The 16,294-nt window shown below is 41.6% G+C and carries 16 protein-coding genes; 6 read left to right on the top strand and 10 right to left on the bottom strand.

All coding sequences use genetic code 11. The features are described 5' to 3' along the window. Positions 1-59: 59 nt before the first annotated feature. A complete protein-coding gene (locus L1028_RS08935; protein WP_234533113.1) occupies positions 60-512 on the bottom strand; it encodes a hypothetical protein in 453 nt (150 codons plus the stop codon). Positions 513-747: 235 nt separating this feature from the next. Between L1028_RS08935 and fsa the strand changes: the two genes are divergently transcribed. Further along, positions 748-1,395 carry a fructose-6-phosphate aldolase gene (gene fsa / locus L1028_RS08940; protein ID WP_042126959.1) on the top strand — a complete coding sequence of 216 codons (648 nt, stop codon included), beginning with the start codon at positions 748-750 and terminating at the stop codon, positions 1,393-1,395. Positions 1,396-1,451: 56 nt separating this feature from the next. Here fsa and bcbE read toward each other — a convergent pair whose 3' ends face one another. From bcbE to L1028_RS08955, 3 genes are all read right to left on the bottom strand, one after another. Then, complete coding sequence (bcbE, locus tag L1028_RS08945) at positions 1,452-2,765, bottom strand: bacillibactin exporter BcbE (RefSeq protein ID WP_234533116.1); 1,314 nt, start codon at positions 2,763-2,765, stop codon at positions 1,452-1,454. A 133-nt stretch (positions 2,766-2,898) separates the two neighbouring features. Continuing rightward, positions 2,899-5,250, bottom strand: a complete 2,352-nt coding sequence (gene helD / locus L1028_RS08950) for an RNA polymerase recycling motor HelD (protein WP_234533118.1) — start codon at positions 5,248-5,250, stop codon at positions 2,899-2,901. Between the two features lie 97 nt (positions 5,251-5,347). Next, the gene (locus L1028_RS08955) at positions 5,348-6,394 is read right to left on the bottom strand and encodes an FUSC family protein (RefSeq protein ID WP_234533121.1); all 1,047 of its coding nucleotides are present in this window, start codon (positions 6,392-6,394) and stop codon (positions 5,348-5,350) included. A gap of 188 nt (positions 6,395-6,582) precedes the next feature. Between L1028_RS08955 and L1028_RS08960 the strand changes: the two genes are divergently transcribed. Beyond that, positions 6,583-7,107: a hypothetical protein gene (locus tag L1028_RS08960; protein ID WP_234533123.1), complete on the top strand. Its 525-nt coding sequence runs from the start codon at positions 6,583-6,585 to the stop codon at positions 7,105-7,107. Between the two features lie 101 nt (positions 7,108-7,208). Here L1028_RS08960 and L1028_RS08965 read toward each other — a convergent pair whose 3' ends face one another. Further along, entirely contained in the window at positions 7,209-7,850 is a 642-nt protein-coding gene (locus tag L1028_RS08965; protein ID WP_234533124.1) for a phosphatase PAP2 family protein, read from the bottom strand. 110 nt (positions 7,851-7,960) lie between these two features. Between L1028_RS08965 and hfq the strand changes: the two genes are divergently transcribed. After that, positions 7,961-8,182 (top strand): RNA chaperone Hfq, encoded by a 222-nt coding sequence (hfq, locus tag L1028_RS08970; protein ID WP_042126951.1) that lies wholly within the window; start codon positions 7,961-7,963, stop codon positions 8,180-8,182. Positions 8,183-8,290: 108 nt separating this feature from the next. Here hfq and L1028_RS08975 read toward each other — a convergent pair whose 3' ends face one another. Further along, a complete protein-coding gene (locus L1028_RS08975) occupies positions 8,291-9,412 on the bottom strand; it encodes a lactonase family protein (protein WP_234533125.1) in 1,122 nt (373 codons plus the stop codon). A 181-nt stretch (positions 9,413-9,593) separates the two neighbouring features. Here L1028_RS08975 and L1028_RS08980 point away from each other — a divergent pair, with 181 nt between their 5' ends. Both L1028_RS08980 and L1028_RS08985 read left to right on the top strand, forming a co-directional pair. Continuing rightward, positions 9,594-9,929, top strand: coding sequence for a hypothetical protein (locus tag L1028_RS08980; protein ID WP_042126947.1), 336 nt, complete (start codon positions 9,594-9,596; stop codon positions 9,927-9,929). A gap of 185 nt (positions 9,930-10,114) precedes the next feature. Next, the gene (locus L1028_RS08985) at positions 10,115-11,281 is read left to right on the top strand and encodes a peptidylprolyl isomerase (protein WP_234533126.1); all 1,167 of its coding nucleotides are present in this window, start codon (positions 10,115-10,117) and stop codon (positions 11,279-11,281) included. Between the two features lie 57 nt (positions 11,282-11,338). Here L1028_RS08985 and L1028_RS08990 read toward each other — a convergent pair whose 3' ends face one another. Beyond that, positions 11,339-11,551, bottom strand: coding sequence for a DUF2188 domain-containing protein (locus L1028_RS08990; protein WP_234533127.1), 213 nt, complete (start codon positions 11,549-11,551; stop codon positions 11,339-11,341). Between the two features lie 73 nt (positions 11,552-11,624). Beyond that, the gene (locus tag L1028_RS08995; protein WP_234533128.1) at positions 11,625-12,224 is read right to left on the bottom strand and encodes a nitroreductase family protein; all 600 of its coding nucleotides are present in this window, start codon (positions 12,222-12,224) and stop codon (positions 11,625-11,627) included. Positions 12,225-12,430: 206 nt separating this feature from the next. Here L1028_RS08995 and L1028_RS09000 point away from each other — a divergent pair, with 206 nt between their 5' ends. After that, positions 12,431-13,846 (top strand): metallophosphoesterase, encoded by a 1,416-nt coding sequence (locus L1028_RS09000; RefSeq protein WP_234533129.1) that lies wholly within the window; start codon positions 12,431-12,433, stop codon positions 13,844-13,846. A gap of 102 nt (positions 13,847-13,948) precedes the next feature. Here L1028_RS09000 and L1028_RS09005 read toward each other — a convergent pair whose 3' ends face one another. Both L1028_RS09005 and L1028_RS09010 read right to left on the bottom strand, forming a co-directional pair. Continuing rightward, positions 13,949-15,469 carry a stalk domain-containing protein gene (locus L1028_RS09005; RefSeq protein WP_234533130.1) on the bottom strand — a complete coding sequence of 507 codons (1,521 nt, stop codon included), beginning with the start codon at positions 15,467-15,469 and terminating at the stop codon, positions 13,949-13,951. 95 nt (positions 15,470-15,564) lie between these two features. Beyond that, on the bottom strand, positions 15,565-16,233 hold the full coding sequence (locus tag L1028_RS09010; RefSeq protein WP_234533131.1) for a TraX family protein: 669 nt from the start codon (positions 16,231-16,233) through the stop codon (positions 15,565-15,567). Positions 16,234-16,294: the final 61 nt, after the last annotated feature.

Here is a 16,294-nt window from a genome sequence, read left to right on the forward strand (position 1 = left end):
GTATCCAACTTCGTATTATCCTTCTTGCAGCCGAAAAAATCAACATTCTTCATTCTGCCTTATGTATATTGTAATTTCACTACATCCTCTAAATTTAGGATCATCTCTTTTTCAGCGTGGTTAGCAGCCCTATGTAAGTAAGCTTTATGCTCAATGAATGCATCTGAGGGAGCTGCCAATTTAATGTGCTCCAGTACACGACGTTCGACATCAGCAAGAACTAGATCTCCTCTACCCGCACTAACTCTACATAGATTAATGATTGCTAAAGGCTTATTCACAACTGCCTGCCCGCTGGACTCCACAAAAACTGTGTATTGAACTAAAGGAATTACGTCTGGATCTTCTACACTAGAAGTGCAAGATTGGTCAAAGATAGAATACATTAGTGCAGGATTGCGTGATAAAGTTCCTGACTTTTTCTGATTAGATACCAATTTGCTGTTCTGGTAGGCCAAGAATCCGGCAACTGACAACACGAGCACAAGTAAAATAACTAATATCGAGTACATCTCATCACGTCCCACCCAATACTCCATAATAACAATACCGATTATATATTATCATGGATAACTGCATAGACCAATCCTATATTATCTGCACTTTAACAAGTATAAGCGATATTCAATCTATAAAGTTATTTTGAAATATTCAAAATAACAGTTGAAACTTCGTTTGACATGTCTCATAATGAAAATATGAATATTGTTTGTCAATCCATATGGAAATCAAGGGAGGAAACTTAAAATGAAGTTTTTCTTGGACACCGGAAATATTGAAGAGATCAAACGTATTACTCGCCTCGGATTAGTGGATGGCGTAACGACTAACCCGTCGCTCATCGCTAAAGAAGGAAGATTGTTTAAAGATGTTATCAAAGAAATCGTAGCAATCGTTCCTGGTCCAGTAAGCGCAGAAGTAATCGGACTTACAGCAGAAGAAATGCTCAAAGAAGCATACGAAATTGCTGAGTGGGCTCCAAACGTTGTCATTAAACTCCCTATGACTGAAGATGGCTTGGAAGCTTGTTATGAGCTTACTAAAAAAGGTATCAAAACTAACGTAACGCTTGTCTTCTCAGCGGCTCAAGGCTTGATGGCTGCAAAAGCAGGCGCAACTTATATTTCTCCTTTCGTAGGACGTCTGGATGATATCGGTGTTGACGGAATGAAGCTGATCAAGGATCTGAAGACCATCCTAACCAACTACGGTATGACTTCCGAAATTATTGCAGCATCCATCCGTAACATTGCGCATGTTGAGCAAGCCGCTCTTGCTGGTGCTCACATTGCTACCATCCCAGGTTCGCTCCTGCCCACCCTCTGGAAGCATCCGCTGACAGATAACGGTATCGAACGCTTCCTGAAGGATTGGGAATCCGTACCACAAGCATAAGATTGTCTTTCATTCTTTTTATCAAAGGGCTATCCCGGAAGCTATGGTAACGCAGTTTAAGGATAGCTCTTTTTTCCATCTAAGGGCATTGCAGAGGTCTGACGAACACGCTTTGACAAGAGGTGCGGATTTGCCTGCCCCGTTTCTTTCACGCCAGATTCTCCATTGCTCCCCTTGCTTGGCGTTACTGCAAATAAGGTCAGCAAACCACCAATCGCGCCGACTGTAGCCATCAAAGCGAATAATACCCAATGACCACTGCTTAACAGCAGCGATACCACTGGCGGTCCTGCAGCTACTCCTATAAACCTCATACTGCTATAGAGAGCGGTTATCGTACCCCTATTCTCCTTCTCAATCCCCTCCGTGATTAAAGCATCCATACAAGGAAGCACGATTCCGATTCCAACGCAGCCTAAGCCCATAAATCCTACTAAGAAATAAATACCTTTATTGAAGCCCGCAAAAATCATTGCAACCGTCAGTAATAGCATGCCTCCAAAGCCCAGCCACTTCATTAACGTTTTGTTCTGGCCGATGATCTTCCCTGTTCCATATGACGCCAGACATAAGAGGGCAAGCGGTATCGCCAACACAAAACCTTTCATCGCCCCATGCATTTTATATTTAGTTTCCAGCATTTCAGACAAATAGAATTGTACGCCAAAGGTCACAAACATACAGATGCCGCCTATGGCAAAAATAGCATACAGCCAACGTCCCTTTTTACGTAAAACACTCACAATTCCAGATAAAAACTCCCGAATCTCCTGTTTCTCAGGTTCATCCTTCGCCTCGGGCTTTCGAACTAGGAACAAAACTAAAAAAAATGAAATTAAACATAGAACAGGAATTGCAATAAATGGAGCAAACCAAAGCCAGATCCCAAGATAAGCGCCAAGAATTGGACTGAGAACTTTGCCAAAAGTATTAGAGGTCTCAATGATGCCGAGACTTTTGCTCACATCCTCTTCTTCCTTGAACAAATCTCCTACAAAGGGGATCACAATTGGAAAGGCACCCGCTGCACCGACTCCTTGCAACAGACGTCCCGCTATGATCACCCAATAAGCGCTAACCCCCTTCATAAACCAAGCGGCTACCACGCAGACGACACCGCCAATTGCAGCAATGATTAAACTCGGAAGAATCACCTTTTTCCGCCCATAAGCGTCAGATAGGTACCCTGCAATAGGAATCATAACGATAGCCATCAATCCATAAACAGTAATCAGCATACTCACCTGAAAAGAGCTAATGCCTAGTTCTTTAGAAATCTGCGGCAAAATAGGGAGCAGCATGGAGTTACCGAGGGTCATAATTAGCGGAATGGATGCCAGTGCAAGCAGATCCCATTTTCTTTCCTTCATGAACTGACCACCTTTGTCATTGTTTGCGGCGACTCTCTATATTGTGGTTTGTTCATCCCTCTTTATTCATACATATAAAAAGACCGTCCCCCGCGAATGCGAAAGGACGCTCTTATGATCAGAAGATTGGGCTTTACAGCGAATTTGCAATCATGGTCTTCGCTTTTACAGATGGAAGAAACCGGTTTGGTTCTCCTAGGCTAAAAATATGCAGCAAATGCATCGCCCGAGTGCAAGCTGTATAGAACAGCTTACGCTCAGTTTCTCTGCCATATCGTTCAGCTGAACCATCGTAGATGATAACAGCATCAAACTCCACACCTTTAGCTAAGTAAGCAGGTAACACCAATGTTCCCTTCTGGAAATTCGGCGTTTCTTTCGTAACAAGCCTTACTGGTAGCCTACTATGTAGTTCATCATGAACTCTTGCGCTTTCTTCTGCTGTTTTACAGATGACAGCCACATAATGATACCCCTTGGATTGCAAATTCCGAATATCCATTTCAACTGCATTCAGAAGCTCATCCTCGCTAGACACCACACTTAGCTGAGGTTCTTCTCCTCGTCGATTAAACGGCACAATTCGTTCCCCTCCAGGAATCATTGAACGCGTAAATTCTACAATCTCAAAAGTGGAGCGATAGCTTCGGGTTAACGAGATCACTTCTGTATTCTCTTCCCCATAAATGCTTACCAAACTAGACAAATCACCGAGCACCTCACCTTGTGCATAAATCGCCTGATTCAAATCACCCAATACGGTCATTTTAGCCCTTGGAAATAAACGGCGCATGAACTCCAATTGGAAAGGTGAGTAGTCTTGAACTTCATCCACAATCACATGACGAATCAGCGTATTGGTACGGAAGCCTTGGCTTAACTCTTTCAAATAAAGGAATGGTGTAGCGTCTTCGTAGGCAAGCTCGTTCACTGCGATAGATTTTAGCGTTTGCTCACAGATCTCATCCCAGATTTCCGGCAGAGAATTAATACCATTTAGACGTTCCATAAGCTCACGATCAGTAAACAGCGTACTGTACAACCCCTTAACATCCACAAAACGACCTCGTTTAGTCCACCCACGCAGTGGTTTTAAGCGTTGGCTGACTACATACCGGGATAACACTTCTTTCTCAGTATCAAAATCATCAAAACTATCCTGCGTAGCTTTCTTCTTCCGTCGCAACATCTGATATGCACGATGGTAATCACTGGAGTCCAATAGCTCAATTTGATCTTCAACCCATGAAGCATTTCTTTCTTCATGACTAAAATCAGCAATCTTCTTCAGTAACCAACGTGTCATTAAATCTACACGGTTCGCAAGCTTAATGGTGGGATCATAGGTATAGAAATGGCGTTCCATTTCTTCTTTACTTACTATCGCTCTACCTTGAAACATTAAAGGCTTGAACAGCATGCCCTCATGTTCCAGCATCGTAGCATACCGACGAATCACATCGAGAAAAGGTACGGATGATTTATAAGCGATGCCTTCTCTACGTATCCCCACATCAGGGCCGTCAGGGGCATTTAATAGGTTTTCTGTCTGACTAAAGACATCTTCCAGCTGGAATTCATGTCCTAAACGATGCTCAAGATACATCTGAAAAGTGGTTTGTTGCATATTTTCTTCACCTAGCTCTGGAAGCACGGTTGAAACATAGCTATTAAACAACGGGTTCGGCGAGAACAACAACATCTGGTCTGCTTGCAGAACTTCACGGTATTTATACAAAAGATAAGCTACCCGCTGCAATGCCGCAGAGGTTTTCCCGCTCCCCGCGGCACCCTGAACGACCAGCATTCGGCTTTTGTCGTTACGGATAATCGCATTTTGCTCTTTTTGGATAGTAGCTACAATACTCTTCATTCGATCATCGGCACTATGGCTTAGCACTTGCTGCAAAAGCTCGTCGCCGATCGTTACCCCAGTATCAAACATGACTTCAATAACACCATCATAAATCACGAACTGACGTTTAAGATTCATTGTACCGGAAACAAGTCCACCAGGTGTTTCATAAGCTGCCGGGCCAGGAGCACCGTCATAATATAAGCTCGATATAGGCGCCCGCCAGTCATAGATCAAGAAGGTGCCATCATCCTCCATCAAGGACCCAATCCCCAGATAAATCTTTTCCGTTTCTCCATTTGGTGCTTCTGTAAAGTCAATTCGCCCAAAGTAAGGAGAGACGAGTAGCTTTTTATATTTTTTTAGAGCCTTGCTCGACTGTAAATGATGGCGTTCACGTTCATTCAAGATTTGGGATTGTTGGCGCAGACTTGTTGAAGTTTCCCCTAAATCATCTGGACTACTGAAGTTTACCGTTACCTCTTCCCAGAAGTCTTTCCGCATATCCACCACATCACTGCGATGGAGTCCGAGTTCCTCAGATAATCGCCGGATATGGGCAGACAAAAGCTTAGTCACTCCGTCAACCCGCTGCTGTTCCTCTTTCCATTCAATTTCATGATTCTCCACTACATTTCATCCCCTTTGGAAGGTTGATATTTCAAGTGAGGATACTCTTAATAGATGAATCCTTAAGCTTATATGTTGCACATCACAAGGTTATGTTTTAAGCTTCACGATCCGTTTCTTTTTCATCAGTCGCTATACGATTCATCTGATCTGCCACTTTATCAAGCCGTTCTAATTGATATCCGTAATCGTAAATAGCTGCGGCTACAACATACAATCGCAGTTGACCTATTTTCTCCGCATTATACCCCAGGATCGTTGAATTCAAAAATCCATCATTCTCGTCTGCCAAGGGTTCCGATTCATTGGTGTTTGGTTTTAGTTTATCTTCAAATTTCAGCAAGATCAGTTGATGATATTTGATTAACTGCTCCAAATGACTGTCAAACAATGCATCTGTCTCTTCGCTTCGATCCGCTTGAAAATAATGCCGATCCACAGCCTCAAGAACATCGAAGCCTTTTTGCAAAGAAGATAACAGGTTCTTATAGACAACCATTTGTCGAGTCTGACTGTACTTCGCCCTCTTCAGCTGTTTCTGCTCCTCCTCAAACAAAGCGTACTTATCCGCTAAAGATTTAATAGATGACTCCAGTGCAAGTTTTTCATCACGAAACACACTTTCCTTCATCTCATGAGATACAGCCGTTCTTAGCAGCAAGGAAAGGCTGGCAAAGACGTTCTCGATTTGCTTGATGTACTGCTTCCGTGGTTTCGGAGGAACTACTATAATATTGATTAGAAAAGCAGAAACAATCCCTGTCAATGTTAATAAGAAACGATTCAGCGCGAACTGCCATTCTCCAGAAGCCTCCATCACTGTTATAACAGTGACGAGTGTCAGGCTAATAGTATCCGCTCGGTTAATTTTCATACTAATCATAATGACAAGAATGCAGACCAACCCAACCGCAATTGGACTATTGGATAACAGCATTCCTCCCAGAAGAGCGAGTACCGCGCCCATTGTAGTCGTTGTCAGCTGATCAAGAAAATAACGCCAAGAGCGATAGATAGATGGCTGCAAAGCGAAAATTGCTGCAATCGCAGCTCCCACAGAAGATGGAAAATGTAGCAGTTCAGCTAAATATAAGGCAAGCGTGACTGCCATTCCTGTTTTAAATATGCGAGCTCCAAAAGCCAAAAATATCCCTCCTAAAAATTGGCCCACTCTGCAATATGGACATCTACGAATCCCTCATTCCTCTAATAACCCAAGCCTAGAGTTGATGAATTTTATGATCATTTAAGCTCTCGCTTATGATTCTTTCAGCTTTCAGGGAATACTAATTCAAGTAAATACCTATCACATATAACATACGAGGTGAGTGAATGAATAACAACATCAAAAAATTAGTGACCATCACAGCTGTTCTTTTCCTCAGTCTGTCTCCAGCACTCGCTCCTATTCGTAGCGTGTCAGCTGAGAATGTAACCTCCACTGCACCTGATTCTGGGCCTTTGGAAAAAGGTCATCGACCCCCTCCAGGGAAAGACGGGAAATTTAGAGCTGGCGGACATTTCATTATTTTCGAAACCGCCAAGCTGCTTGAAATGGATCGTACGGAGCTAATCAATAGCCTTAAAACAGGCAAAACCCTCCCAGAGCTTGCCCTTGAGAAGAAAGGCTGGACAGAAGATCAATATATTCAAAAGCTCAGCGAATCCGCAAGTAAGCGGCTGGATCAAGCCCTCAGCGAGGGACGTCTAACAAAAGACGAAGCTCAAAAGCTAAAGGTTGGACTTCCGTCTATGCTGAAGAAAAAAATAAGCAAAATGGGTCATTTCCAAGATCATAAATCTTCGGAACATCATGTGATGAACCCTCAAGCAAAAACGCCTTCGGTGTCCTATTGACGGTAAGCGTTTATGCGAGAAATATAAGGATAATGTATAGCGTGAAACATATATATTCTTATATTTTAAAATATCCCCACAAAGACGGGTATCTTCATTTCTTATGAGGATATCCGTTTTTTATAGGCTTCAAATAGACTGATGGATAACATCAGCCACGCTCCACTTGCAGCAAAACCGCCAATTACGTCACTAGGATAATGAACTCCCAGGTAAATACGACTCCAGCCAATGCCCACAGTCATGAATACCGCAAACATTATTAACAGGATTCTTTCACTTCTTCGCGGCAAATGACGCCACAGTAAATAGGCAATTACTCCATACAGGGAGAAGGCTGCCATGGAATGTCCACTTGGGAAACTATAACCGAGCTCTTGGACAATACGATGGAAATTTGGACGCTCCCTTTGAAACCATAACTTCATAAGTGTATTCAATAGCTGTGAGCCTAGTCCAACCCATAGGAACAGAATTAGCTCAAGCCGATGTTTCAGCAGAAAATACAGCAGTGCCATCGTGCCGATAGATATGCCAATTGCTACCTTGGAGGAACCAATCAGAGATAGTCCATTGGCGAATGTGGTCAGTCCAGGTGATTCAGCGGATTGAACAAAATGAATCATATAGTTATCAAATGATGATACCTTATTCATATGAACTAGAATCGCAATAACGACGAAACAAGCAGCAAACCCTATAAAATAACGAAAACTTCTAGACCAGTTCTGATAATAAAGCATAAATACCTCCGTGTCTAATTTAGTGCCTGTCGATCACATTTCCTGAGAAGCTATAACCCGTGCTATAATTATAGAGAAATAAATATACAAAAAGATGGAGTGCTGCCAAAGTGGAGAGTCTAAAATTGCAGGAACGTTTGTTGAACCAGTTTATTTCCACAAAGGTGCCCGTGACGATTTTTACAACAAATGGTGTAAAAATGCAAGGCGTCGTAACCTCGTATGATGCATTCACAATCACTTTACAGGGGCAAGGTGATGGCAGACAGAATGTGCTCTTCAAATCTGCAGTATCCACTATTGTACCTCTTAAGCCCGTCTCACTCAAATAGTTCACACATTCATTAAACTTCTTCATCCTATTTTCAATAATAAAGGGAACACCGGACTACATCTCCGGTGTTCCCTTTATTATTTTCTTAAATTGTCTTATTCACTCTTCAAAACGAGTTTCTTTTATAAAGGAAAATCACAGGCTTCACACACACCGGCTTGGATACCCCGGCCGTATTTCCAGTAAAGACGAGACGACCACTGGTCTCTTCAATAGAGAACACAACCAGGTTATTAGCGTCACGATTTGCAACAATAAGATAAGCCCCATCCGGAGTTAATGAGAAGTGTCGTGGATGCCCTCCACGAGTAGATACATATTCAATTAGTGTAAGCTTGGCAGTAGCGTTATCCACTGCAAACACTGCGATGTTATCCGCTCCACGGTTAGAAGCGTAAAGATATCTTCCATCTTTTGAAGTAGCAATTTCGGCGCAAGTATTCTCTTCCTTAAAATCCTCAGGCAAAGTTGAAACTGTATCTACCGTGTGAAGAGTCCCTGTAGCACTGTCATATGTAAACGATGTTATCGTGGAATCCACCTCGTTTATAACATAAGCAGACTTTCCATCTGGATGAAAAGTAAAATGACGAGGTCCCGCCCCTGGATGAAGCGCAGTATCTCCGTGAACTTCTAGTTTGTTCAAGTCTCTATTGATTCTATAGGACCGAATAATATCAAGCCCAAGATCAGAAACAAACAGATACTGTCCGTCCGGACTGAAAATAGCCGAATGGGGATGCGGGCGATCCTGACGTTCAGGATGGTGACCATGACCGGAATGAATCGCGATATCTGCCAGTTGATTAGCAACTTTTTCTTCATCTAATGTGATCAAGCCTACACTGCCACCATGATAACTACATACAACAATGTATTCATTGTTTAGATCTCTAGAAATATGGCATGTGGTCGTTTGACCATTACCTGATGCAGGCATTGAGGCTATACGGTTCAATTCACTCAATTTCCCACGCTTAGCATCGATAGCAAAGGTAACGACTTCGCCTTCTTTTCCACCCTCACCGTTTAGCTTTTCTCCTATGGCATATAAACGCAGGGCTGAAGCATCTACATTCACAAAGGTCGGGTTAGTTAGGCCCTGAACCGAGTCGATTAGCTTTAACGTACCTCCTGCTTCGCCGTCGAACTCAAATACCTGCACACCGCTTTCCGTGGCACTTGCATAGGAACCCGTAAACAGCAATAACTTAGTCTGCTTTTCCATCTCTACATCCTCCTCCAAAGTATTGCTATTATATAATTTACAATTTTTAAACGTTAAAGACAAACTATAAAGTAAAAAGTGTGACAAATAGTTCAAAAATAAGGCTTTTCAACGATTAGGGATTGTGCTATAATGAAAGCGCTAACATTAGTCTTTTACTAAGTATAAAGGGGGAACATGAATGAGCAGCATCCTGCTGGAAGCCAGAAATGTATACGAGGACTTCGAGGTGGAAACAGACATTCTGTTCTTTAAGGTCGGGGACCATGATTTGGTCATTTTTCACGGCAGAAACTACAACATAAAAAAGAGAATGACTGCCGAGCAATTAAAACGATTGTTATCCAATTCAACTTACTATCATGTGTACGGTGGCTGTTATGTCAATCTGAACAAGATCAGTTCTATCGAAGATGACTGCATTTATTTCGGAGAAAAGGGTCTATTCGCTAAAAACGTACGGGTCCCAAGACGGAAACAGGAAAGTATTCGTCATCTATTGAAAGGACTGAAGTAAACATCTTATTCCCATAAGCCGGAAGGGCATGTTAACGATGCCCTTTCCGGCTTTTTGCTTTTTATTAATAGAAACTTAAAAAGATCCTATCTTTTTTTATACTTTCTTAAGGTTTAGGATCAGGATTTCTGTTAAAGTTGTAAATAGACAAGCAACACCTATATTGAAGGGAGTCATTACTAATAATGGACAAAAAAGATCTGAATGGAAATGAGAACTTAGAAAACAACGGTACTCCGGAAGAAGAATTGAACACTACCGAGAATACCAATGAAGTAAATGAAGTGGAGGTCGTAGCTGCTGAAGAACCTGTGAATACAACAAAAGAGGAAAGTATTCCAGTAATGAATAAAGTCAGCAGTAACAATAATACGACGCCACCTGCTCCACCAGTTACTCCTAAAGGTAACAAAGGCTGGATGATTGCCTCTGTGGTTCTGGCTGCGGCACTCATCATTGTCCTGATTAAGCCTCCATTCCAAAAGGACGACAGCACAGCTGTTGCTAGCGTTAACGGAACTAACATTACTAAAGAACAGCTTTATGATAAATTGATCGAAGCAGGCGGAGAAAGCACGCTGCAAGCTATGATTACTACAGAACTCGTTGATCAAGAAGCTAAAAAAGCTAACGTAACTGTTACTGATGAAGACATCAATACTGAATTAGAAAACCTTAAAGCACAACTCGGCGGAGAAGATGCATTTAATGCTGCATTGCAACAAAGCTCAATGACCGTTGATGACTTGAAGAAACAAATGCCACTGCAAGTAAAACTGCGTAAGATTCTTGAGCCGCAAGTGACTATAACGGATCAAGAAATCAAAGACTACTATGAAGCAAATAAAGCTACTTTCAATGAAGAAGAACAAGTTCGCGCTTCCCACATTCTCGTTAAGACTAAAGAAGAAGCGGATGCAATTCTGAAGCAATTGAAAGATGGAGCAGATTTCGCTGAACTTGCTAAAGAAAAATCTTCAGACACCGGTTCCAAAGCTAATGGCGGAGATCTAAACTTCTTCAAACGTGGAGACATGGTTGCTGAATTCTCCGATGTAGCCTTTAAGCTTAAAGTTGGGGAAACAAGCGGTGCTGTCAAATCCGATTACGGTTATCACATCATTAAAGTTACCGACCATAAAGACGCTAAAAACTACACCTTGGAAGAAAAGAAAGATGAAATCAAAAAGACGCTTGTGTCTCAGAAGGTTTCCACTCTTTCCACCACTTGGTTGTCAGATACAACTGCAAAAGCAAAAATCACAAATTCACTTACGGATGCCAAAAAAGAAGCAACAGCTTCTCCTGAGCCATCTGCAAGCGCAGAAGCAGGAACTGAATCCGCTAAATAATACGACCGTAAAAAAGCAGGACAAGCGTCACTAGACGCTGTCCTGCTTTTTTTGTACCTATTTTCGAGCTGCTAATGAATGTCCTTTTTTACGGATCTGCTTATCACGGTTCTCTCCCCACTCTTTCGCTTGTGCGGTAGCAATAGAGATCGCCCTTCCCTCTTCATATCCGTCTTCTAGCAGTGCATTAGCAATATCAATCGCCTTATTACGAATAGGTGCAGTGAAGTTCTTGAGTGAATCTGGATAATCTTCTTTGTTCCACGGCATACAAAAAAACCTCCTTAACCTGACTATATAATTAATTAGCCTGGTCTAGGAGGTTATAAACATTCTTTTAAGCTTATTTAAAGACTTTAACGCGATCTTCAACCGGTTGGAATTGTTTCTCACCTGCTGGAGTTACTGTCTTACCAAATGGCATTTGAGCAATCAGTTTCCATTCTTGCGGGATGCCCCATGCTTCTTTCACTTCGTCATCAATCAGTGGGTTATAGTGCTGCAGGGATGCTCCTAATCCTGCTTCAGAAAGTGCAGTCCATACTACAAATTGCAGAATACCTGAAGATTGGTTAGACCAAACTGGGAAGTTTTCGGCATACAATGCGAAGTTTTCTTGAAGGTTCTTCACTACCGCTTGATCTTCAAAGAACAATATGGAACCATAACCTGCTTTGAAAGATGCTAATTTTTGCGCTGTTCCTTCAAATTGTTCAGCTGGAACGATTTTGCGCAATGTTTCTGTAGTGATATTCCATAATTTATCATGCTGTTCACCTAAAAGAACAACCGCTCTGGAGCTTTGGGAGTTGAATGAAGTTGGGCTATGCAAAACTGCTTGCTCAACGATTTCAATAATTTGAGCATCGGCTATAGTGGATTCTTTACTGATGGCATAGATGGAACGTCTTCCTTTAACTGCTTCAAAAAAATTGTTAGACATAAAATAACTACCTCCATTTATTTAAGTAACTTACTTTTGTACATCTTATCACCTTTTTTCTGAAAACACAACATTTATTCACAACTTATTTTGTAGGATATATAAGTCTCCCGTAAGTAACATCTCCCCTTCACTTTTCCGATATACATTTCGACTAAAAATAAGCTACAATAGTGCAGCAAAAGTACAGAAGGAAGGTTATATAAATGAATTTTTCAACAGATAAAGTTCTCATTCTACATAAAAAAACGGTCATATTCTCTTGTATGGTACTCCTCTCCGTTAGCTTGGCACTTACTGGCTGCAAAGACACAAAACCGTCTAATTTAAACGCTGTAGAGCTTGATCAAGCTGAACTTAAACCTGTATCTTTCTGGGTCGCCACAGATACTCACTTTTTGGATAAGGATCTTCACGATGGTGGACAGGCTTTTCAAACTTATGTCACTGGGGGTGATGGAAAAATGCTGCCCTACAGTGATGAAATGGCTGAAGCTTTGGTCTATGACGCTGAACAGGAAAAACCTGCGTTTATCATCCTCAGTGGCGATTTAACTAATAATGGAGAACGCAGCAGCCATCAAAAGTTAACCGAAAATTTAAAGCGAATTGAACAACAAGGAACCTCTGTTTATGTCATTCCAGGCAATCACGACTTATTTAATCCTTGGGCTAGATCCTTCAGTGGTGATAAACAGCTCCTTACGGATTCAATTACAGATAAAGACTTCGTCAAAATGTATGCGGATTTCGGATACAAAGAAGCTGTAGCACGTGATAAGGCATCTCTAAGCTATATCATCAAGGCTGCCCCCAACTTATGGATTCTCATGATAGACAGCAGCCAATATCTTAATAATCAGAAGTACGGGTTTCCTCAGACGGATGGGCGTATTGCTCCCTCTACTCTTTCATGGATGGATGAATCCGTTAAGCTTGCAGCCAAAGAACACGCTTCTGTGATCACAGTGATGCATCATAATTTATTAAGTCACACTTCTATGTCTGTTTCAGGCTTCAAGCTTAATAACAGCCAGGAAGCTATAAAATCCTTACGGAAGAATGGACTTAATCTAGTTCTCTCAGGACATATTCATATGCAGGACATTCAAGTAGATCCAGCAGACGCGAATCAAGATATAGCATCCTCTGAACAAATGCCAATCTATGATATCGCCACGAGTGCGATGGCCGTCAATCCGCATCAATATGGTGCCATGATCTTCGATCCCGTCTCGCGAAGCGTAAATTATAAAACAGCATCTTTGAACGTAGAAGGTTGGGCTGAAGCTAACCAGATTACAGATAACAATCTCTTAAACTTCAAGGCATATGCCGAAGAAGCCTTTGCTACTAACTCCTATGACAAAGCTATGGATAGTCTTAAGGAAAGTCCTTTAACGGAGTCTGAAAAAGAATCCATGGCGAAGGTAATGTCCAAGCTGAATGTACGATACTTCGCAGGAACTGCGGGCACCTTTGCTAAGGATATTAAAGCGTTGCCTGGCTACAAGCTTTGGGAGGAACAGCAGGACGGTTTCTTGGGAGGGTATGTTCAAAGTATGGCTGAAGAAAAAGCATTTAGTAATGTCGACTTAGAGGTGGTTTTAACGAAGCAATAAATGGATGCCATATTTCATATGAAAAACCCAGCTCCACTCGCATTTCTGCGAAGTTAGAAGCTGGGTGTGTTTGTGTTATTTAACCAATGAGGATCGAACTAACTATTTACGTGTAATAGTAATCCAACCATCTTCATCTACATACACAGTAGCATGAAGTGCTTCAGCAAGTAGACGCAGCGATACATAGGCATCACCATATTCGTCAACAAATACAGGCTCAGCAAGCTTCACTTTTTCACCGTTAATCAATGCTTCGGGAGAACCGATTTTGAATACCAGCTTATCACCGTACACACCATCCGTTACGACAATGGCACGATTGACTGTATCCCATTCCACGGTAGCATCTAAATCTTCTGCCAAATACCGCAGAGGAATGTACGTCGTATTATTGTCAACGATCGGATAATAATATTCGTCGTCTGGCTCGATGACAATCGTTCTCTTGGTGATACCAAGATCGTCTTTCAATATACGATAAACATTAGAATTCGGATCAAAATTGTTCAAAGTCTCTGCAGGAGTCAGATAACCGGAAGAAACATCAAGTGCTCCTTTAGTACTGATTGGATCTGCCGTTACAGCACCACCAATGTTCCAAATCTGACTGGAAGCCTTAAGAGAGAAACTCTTTAATAGCATATCTTCAGTACCTGGAAGCGCCACTTTCAGATCAACATTCTGTTTACGAACATGTAGTCCACTGTCTACAAAAATGTCGACAGCAAGCTTAGTATCCTTACTCAGAACCGTCTTAAGCTCAGGGGTAGATTTGTAGAGACTGTCCAGTTGATTGTCATATACCAGCAGTAACGCATCCACAGCCAATTTCGCAGCATCATGCAGTACGGTTACAACAGCTTCTTTATCATCCAGAGGAATTTCACCAAAACCAAAATCTTGTAAATCACCGGATCCTTCTTCGTCCATAGCTTTGATCACTGGGTACAGATAGTCATATAGACCACCTACCAATTCTGTAAAGCCTTCCGTATCTTTAGAGATCGATTTCAGGAATCCTTTTAACAATGCTGGAAGCTCATCACCCGTCACTTCGGTATGTAACTTCGTCATATTCACCTGCTGACCATACACAGCCTCACTAACGGGTGTTACGCTAATTACGCTTGGATTAGGAAGATTCTTTACCACAAACTTCGTTAGCAGCTTACTAAGATCCTCAGCTTTAGTCAGATCCAATCCAACTTCAGCAAAGACCTCATCATAACCTTGAACCGGGAAGTAAAACGGTTGTTTTGCTCCTTCAACAGTAAAGACTAAAGTTTGTTTGTCCATAAACAATGAGAATGGAATATTCAATTTTTTATAGCCGATCGTTCCATTGGCAGATACATTACCATTCTCTTGTAACTTTGCATTGCTAATACTCAGGGAAAAAGAATTTATTAGATCGACCATTTCCTTATCTTCTGCGCTAATTCCTTCTGAAGGTTCAGCGTTCATAGAAAAAGTCATGCTGGATTCTGATGATTTAACATCGACATCCCCGATCAATGCCTTATTAACATCGAAACCTCCAACCGATTGACAACCGGCCAGAACAAGCAGCAGTGCAACAAAAGGAATAAACCATTTTGTTCTAGCTATTACTCTTCTCATAGCAAGTCTCCTTTTTTAAGAATTTTTTTTGAAATCAATCCATTATCTCAGCTAAGGTAACATTTGTAAATCAAAGTATTACTTATTGTAAAAAATTATAAATTCATCAAAGTTCGCCATTCGATAGAAACCCATTCATTGTAAATTATGCCTCTGAATATTGCCAAAATCAGTAAATGCGCAGGGTAAAAAGACCACCACACCCAACGTGGCACCCGGTGACGCTCTAAATATCCCCAAAGCGCAGGCGTCAAAGCAATCAGTAGTGTCGGTAAAATACTAAGCATTTGCACACTCCAATAGTTATAGAACATGTAGAACAGATTTAGTGCCAAATGTGCTACAACAAGCCAGTATGACTTCGTATAACGGAATATCAATACTAACAGCAGGCCATACGCATTATAATCTATTGGGAAATAATCCATGAACGCGATAGCTGCAATGACGACAGGAATACCAAGCCATGGCGTAGGAAGTTTATCCAAAATAACCAATACGATTGCGGATAACAAAAGTGTAAACACCACATTCCATCCACCAGGATTAATCGCTAAATTATATGGAATCTGAGCAATAATAGCGATTAAGAGTAGCCTGAACAAATATTTCGGTCTGGATGATGTATGGATATGACCCTGCACAAGCCCGTAACAATAGATTGGAAAGGCTATTCTTCCTACATATCTCCAAGCAATATCCTCTGGAAAAAAGATATAGCCCATATGGTCGATTAGCATCGTCAACATGGCGAGAATCTGCATATCAAACCTCCTAAAAATAAGTTGATATCATACATTCGCCAATGAGTTCTTCATCTCCTTC

This window comes from Paenibacillus pseudetheri, assembly GCF_924513355.1.
GTDB classification, from domain to species: Bacteria; Bacillota; Bacilli; order Paenibacillales; family Paenibacillaceae; genus Paenibacillus_AQ; species Paenibacillus_AQ pseudetheri.

Excerpts from the sequence above, each read along its gene's own strand:
- L1028_RS08935 (WP_234533113.1), bottom strand. The coding sequence starts at position 512 with ATGTACTCGATATTAGTTATTTTACTTGTGCTCGTGTTGTCAGTTGCC.
- fsa (WP_042126959.1), top strand. The coding sequence starts at position 748 with ATGAAGTTTTTCTTGGACACCGGAAATATTGAAGAGATCAAACGTATT.
- bcbE (WP_234533116.1), bottom strand. The coding sequence starts at position 2,765 with ATGAAGGAAAGAAAATGGGATCTGCTTGCACTGGCATCCATTCCGCTA.
- L1028_RS08960 (WP_234533123.1), top strand. The coding sequence starts at position 6,583 with ATGAATAACAACATCAAAAAATTAGTGACCATCACAGCTGTTCTTTTC.
- L1028_RS08965 (WP_234533124.1), bottom strand. The coding sequence starts at position 7,850 with ATGCTTTATTATCAGAACTGGTCTAGAAGTTTTCGTTATTTTATAGGG.
- L1028_RS08975 (WP_234533125.1), bottom strand. The coding sequence starts at position 9,412 with ATGGAAAAGCAGACTAAGTTATTGCTGTTTACGGGTTCCTATGCAAGT.
- L1028_RS08980 (WP_042126947.1), top strand. The coding sequence starts at position 9,594 with ATGAGCAGCATCCTGCTGGAAGCCAGAAATGTATACGAGGACTTCGAG.
- L1028_RS08985 (WP_234533126.1), top strand. The coding sequence starts at position 10,115 with ATGGACAAAAAAGATCTGAATGGAAATGAGAACTTAGAAAACAACGGT.
- L1028_RS08990 (WP_234533127.1), bottom strand. The coding sequence starts at position 11,551 with ATGCCGTGGAACAAAGAAGATTATCCAGATTCACTCAAGAACTTCACT.
- L1028_RS08995 (WP_234533128.1), bottom strand. The coding sequence starts at position 12,224 with ATGTCTAACAATTTTTTTGAAGCAGTTAAAGGAAGACGTTCCATCTAT.
- L1028_RS09000 (WP_234533129.1), top strand. The coding sequence starts at position 12,431 with ATGAATTTTTCAACAGATAAAGTTCTCATTCTACATAAAAAAACGGTC.
- L1028_RS09005 (WP_234533130.1), bottom strand. The coding sequence starts at position 15,469 with ATGAGAAGAGTAATAGCTAGAACAAAATGGTTTATTCCTTTTGTTGCA.
- L1028_RS09010 (WP_234533131.1), bottom strand. The coding sequence starts at position 16,233 with ATGCAGATTCTCGCCATGTTGACGATGCTAATCGACCATATGGGCTAT.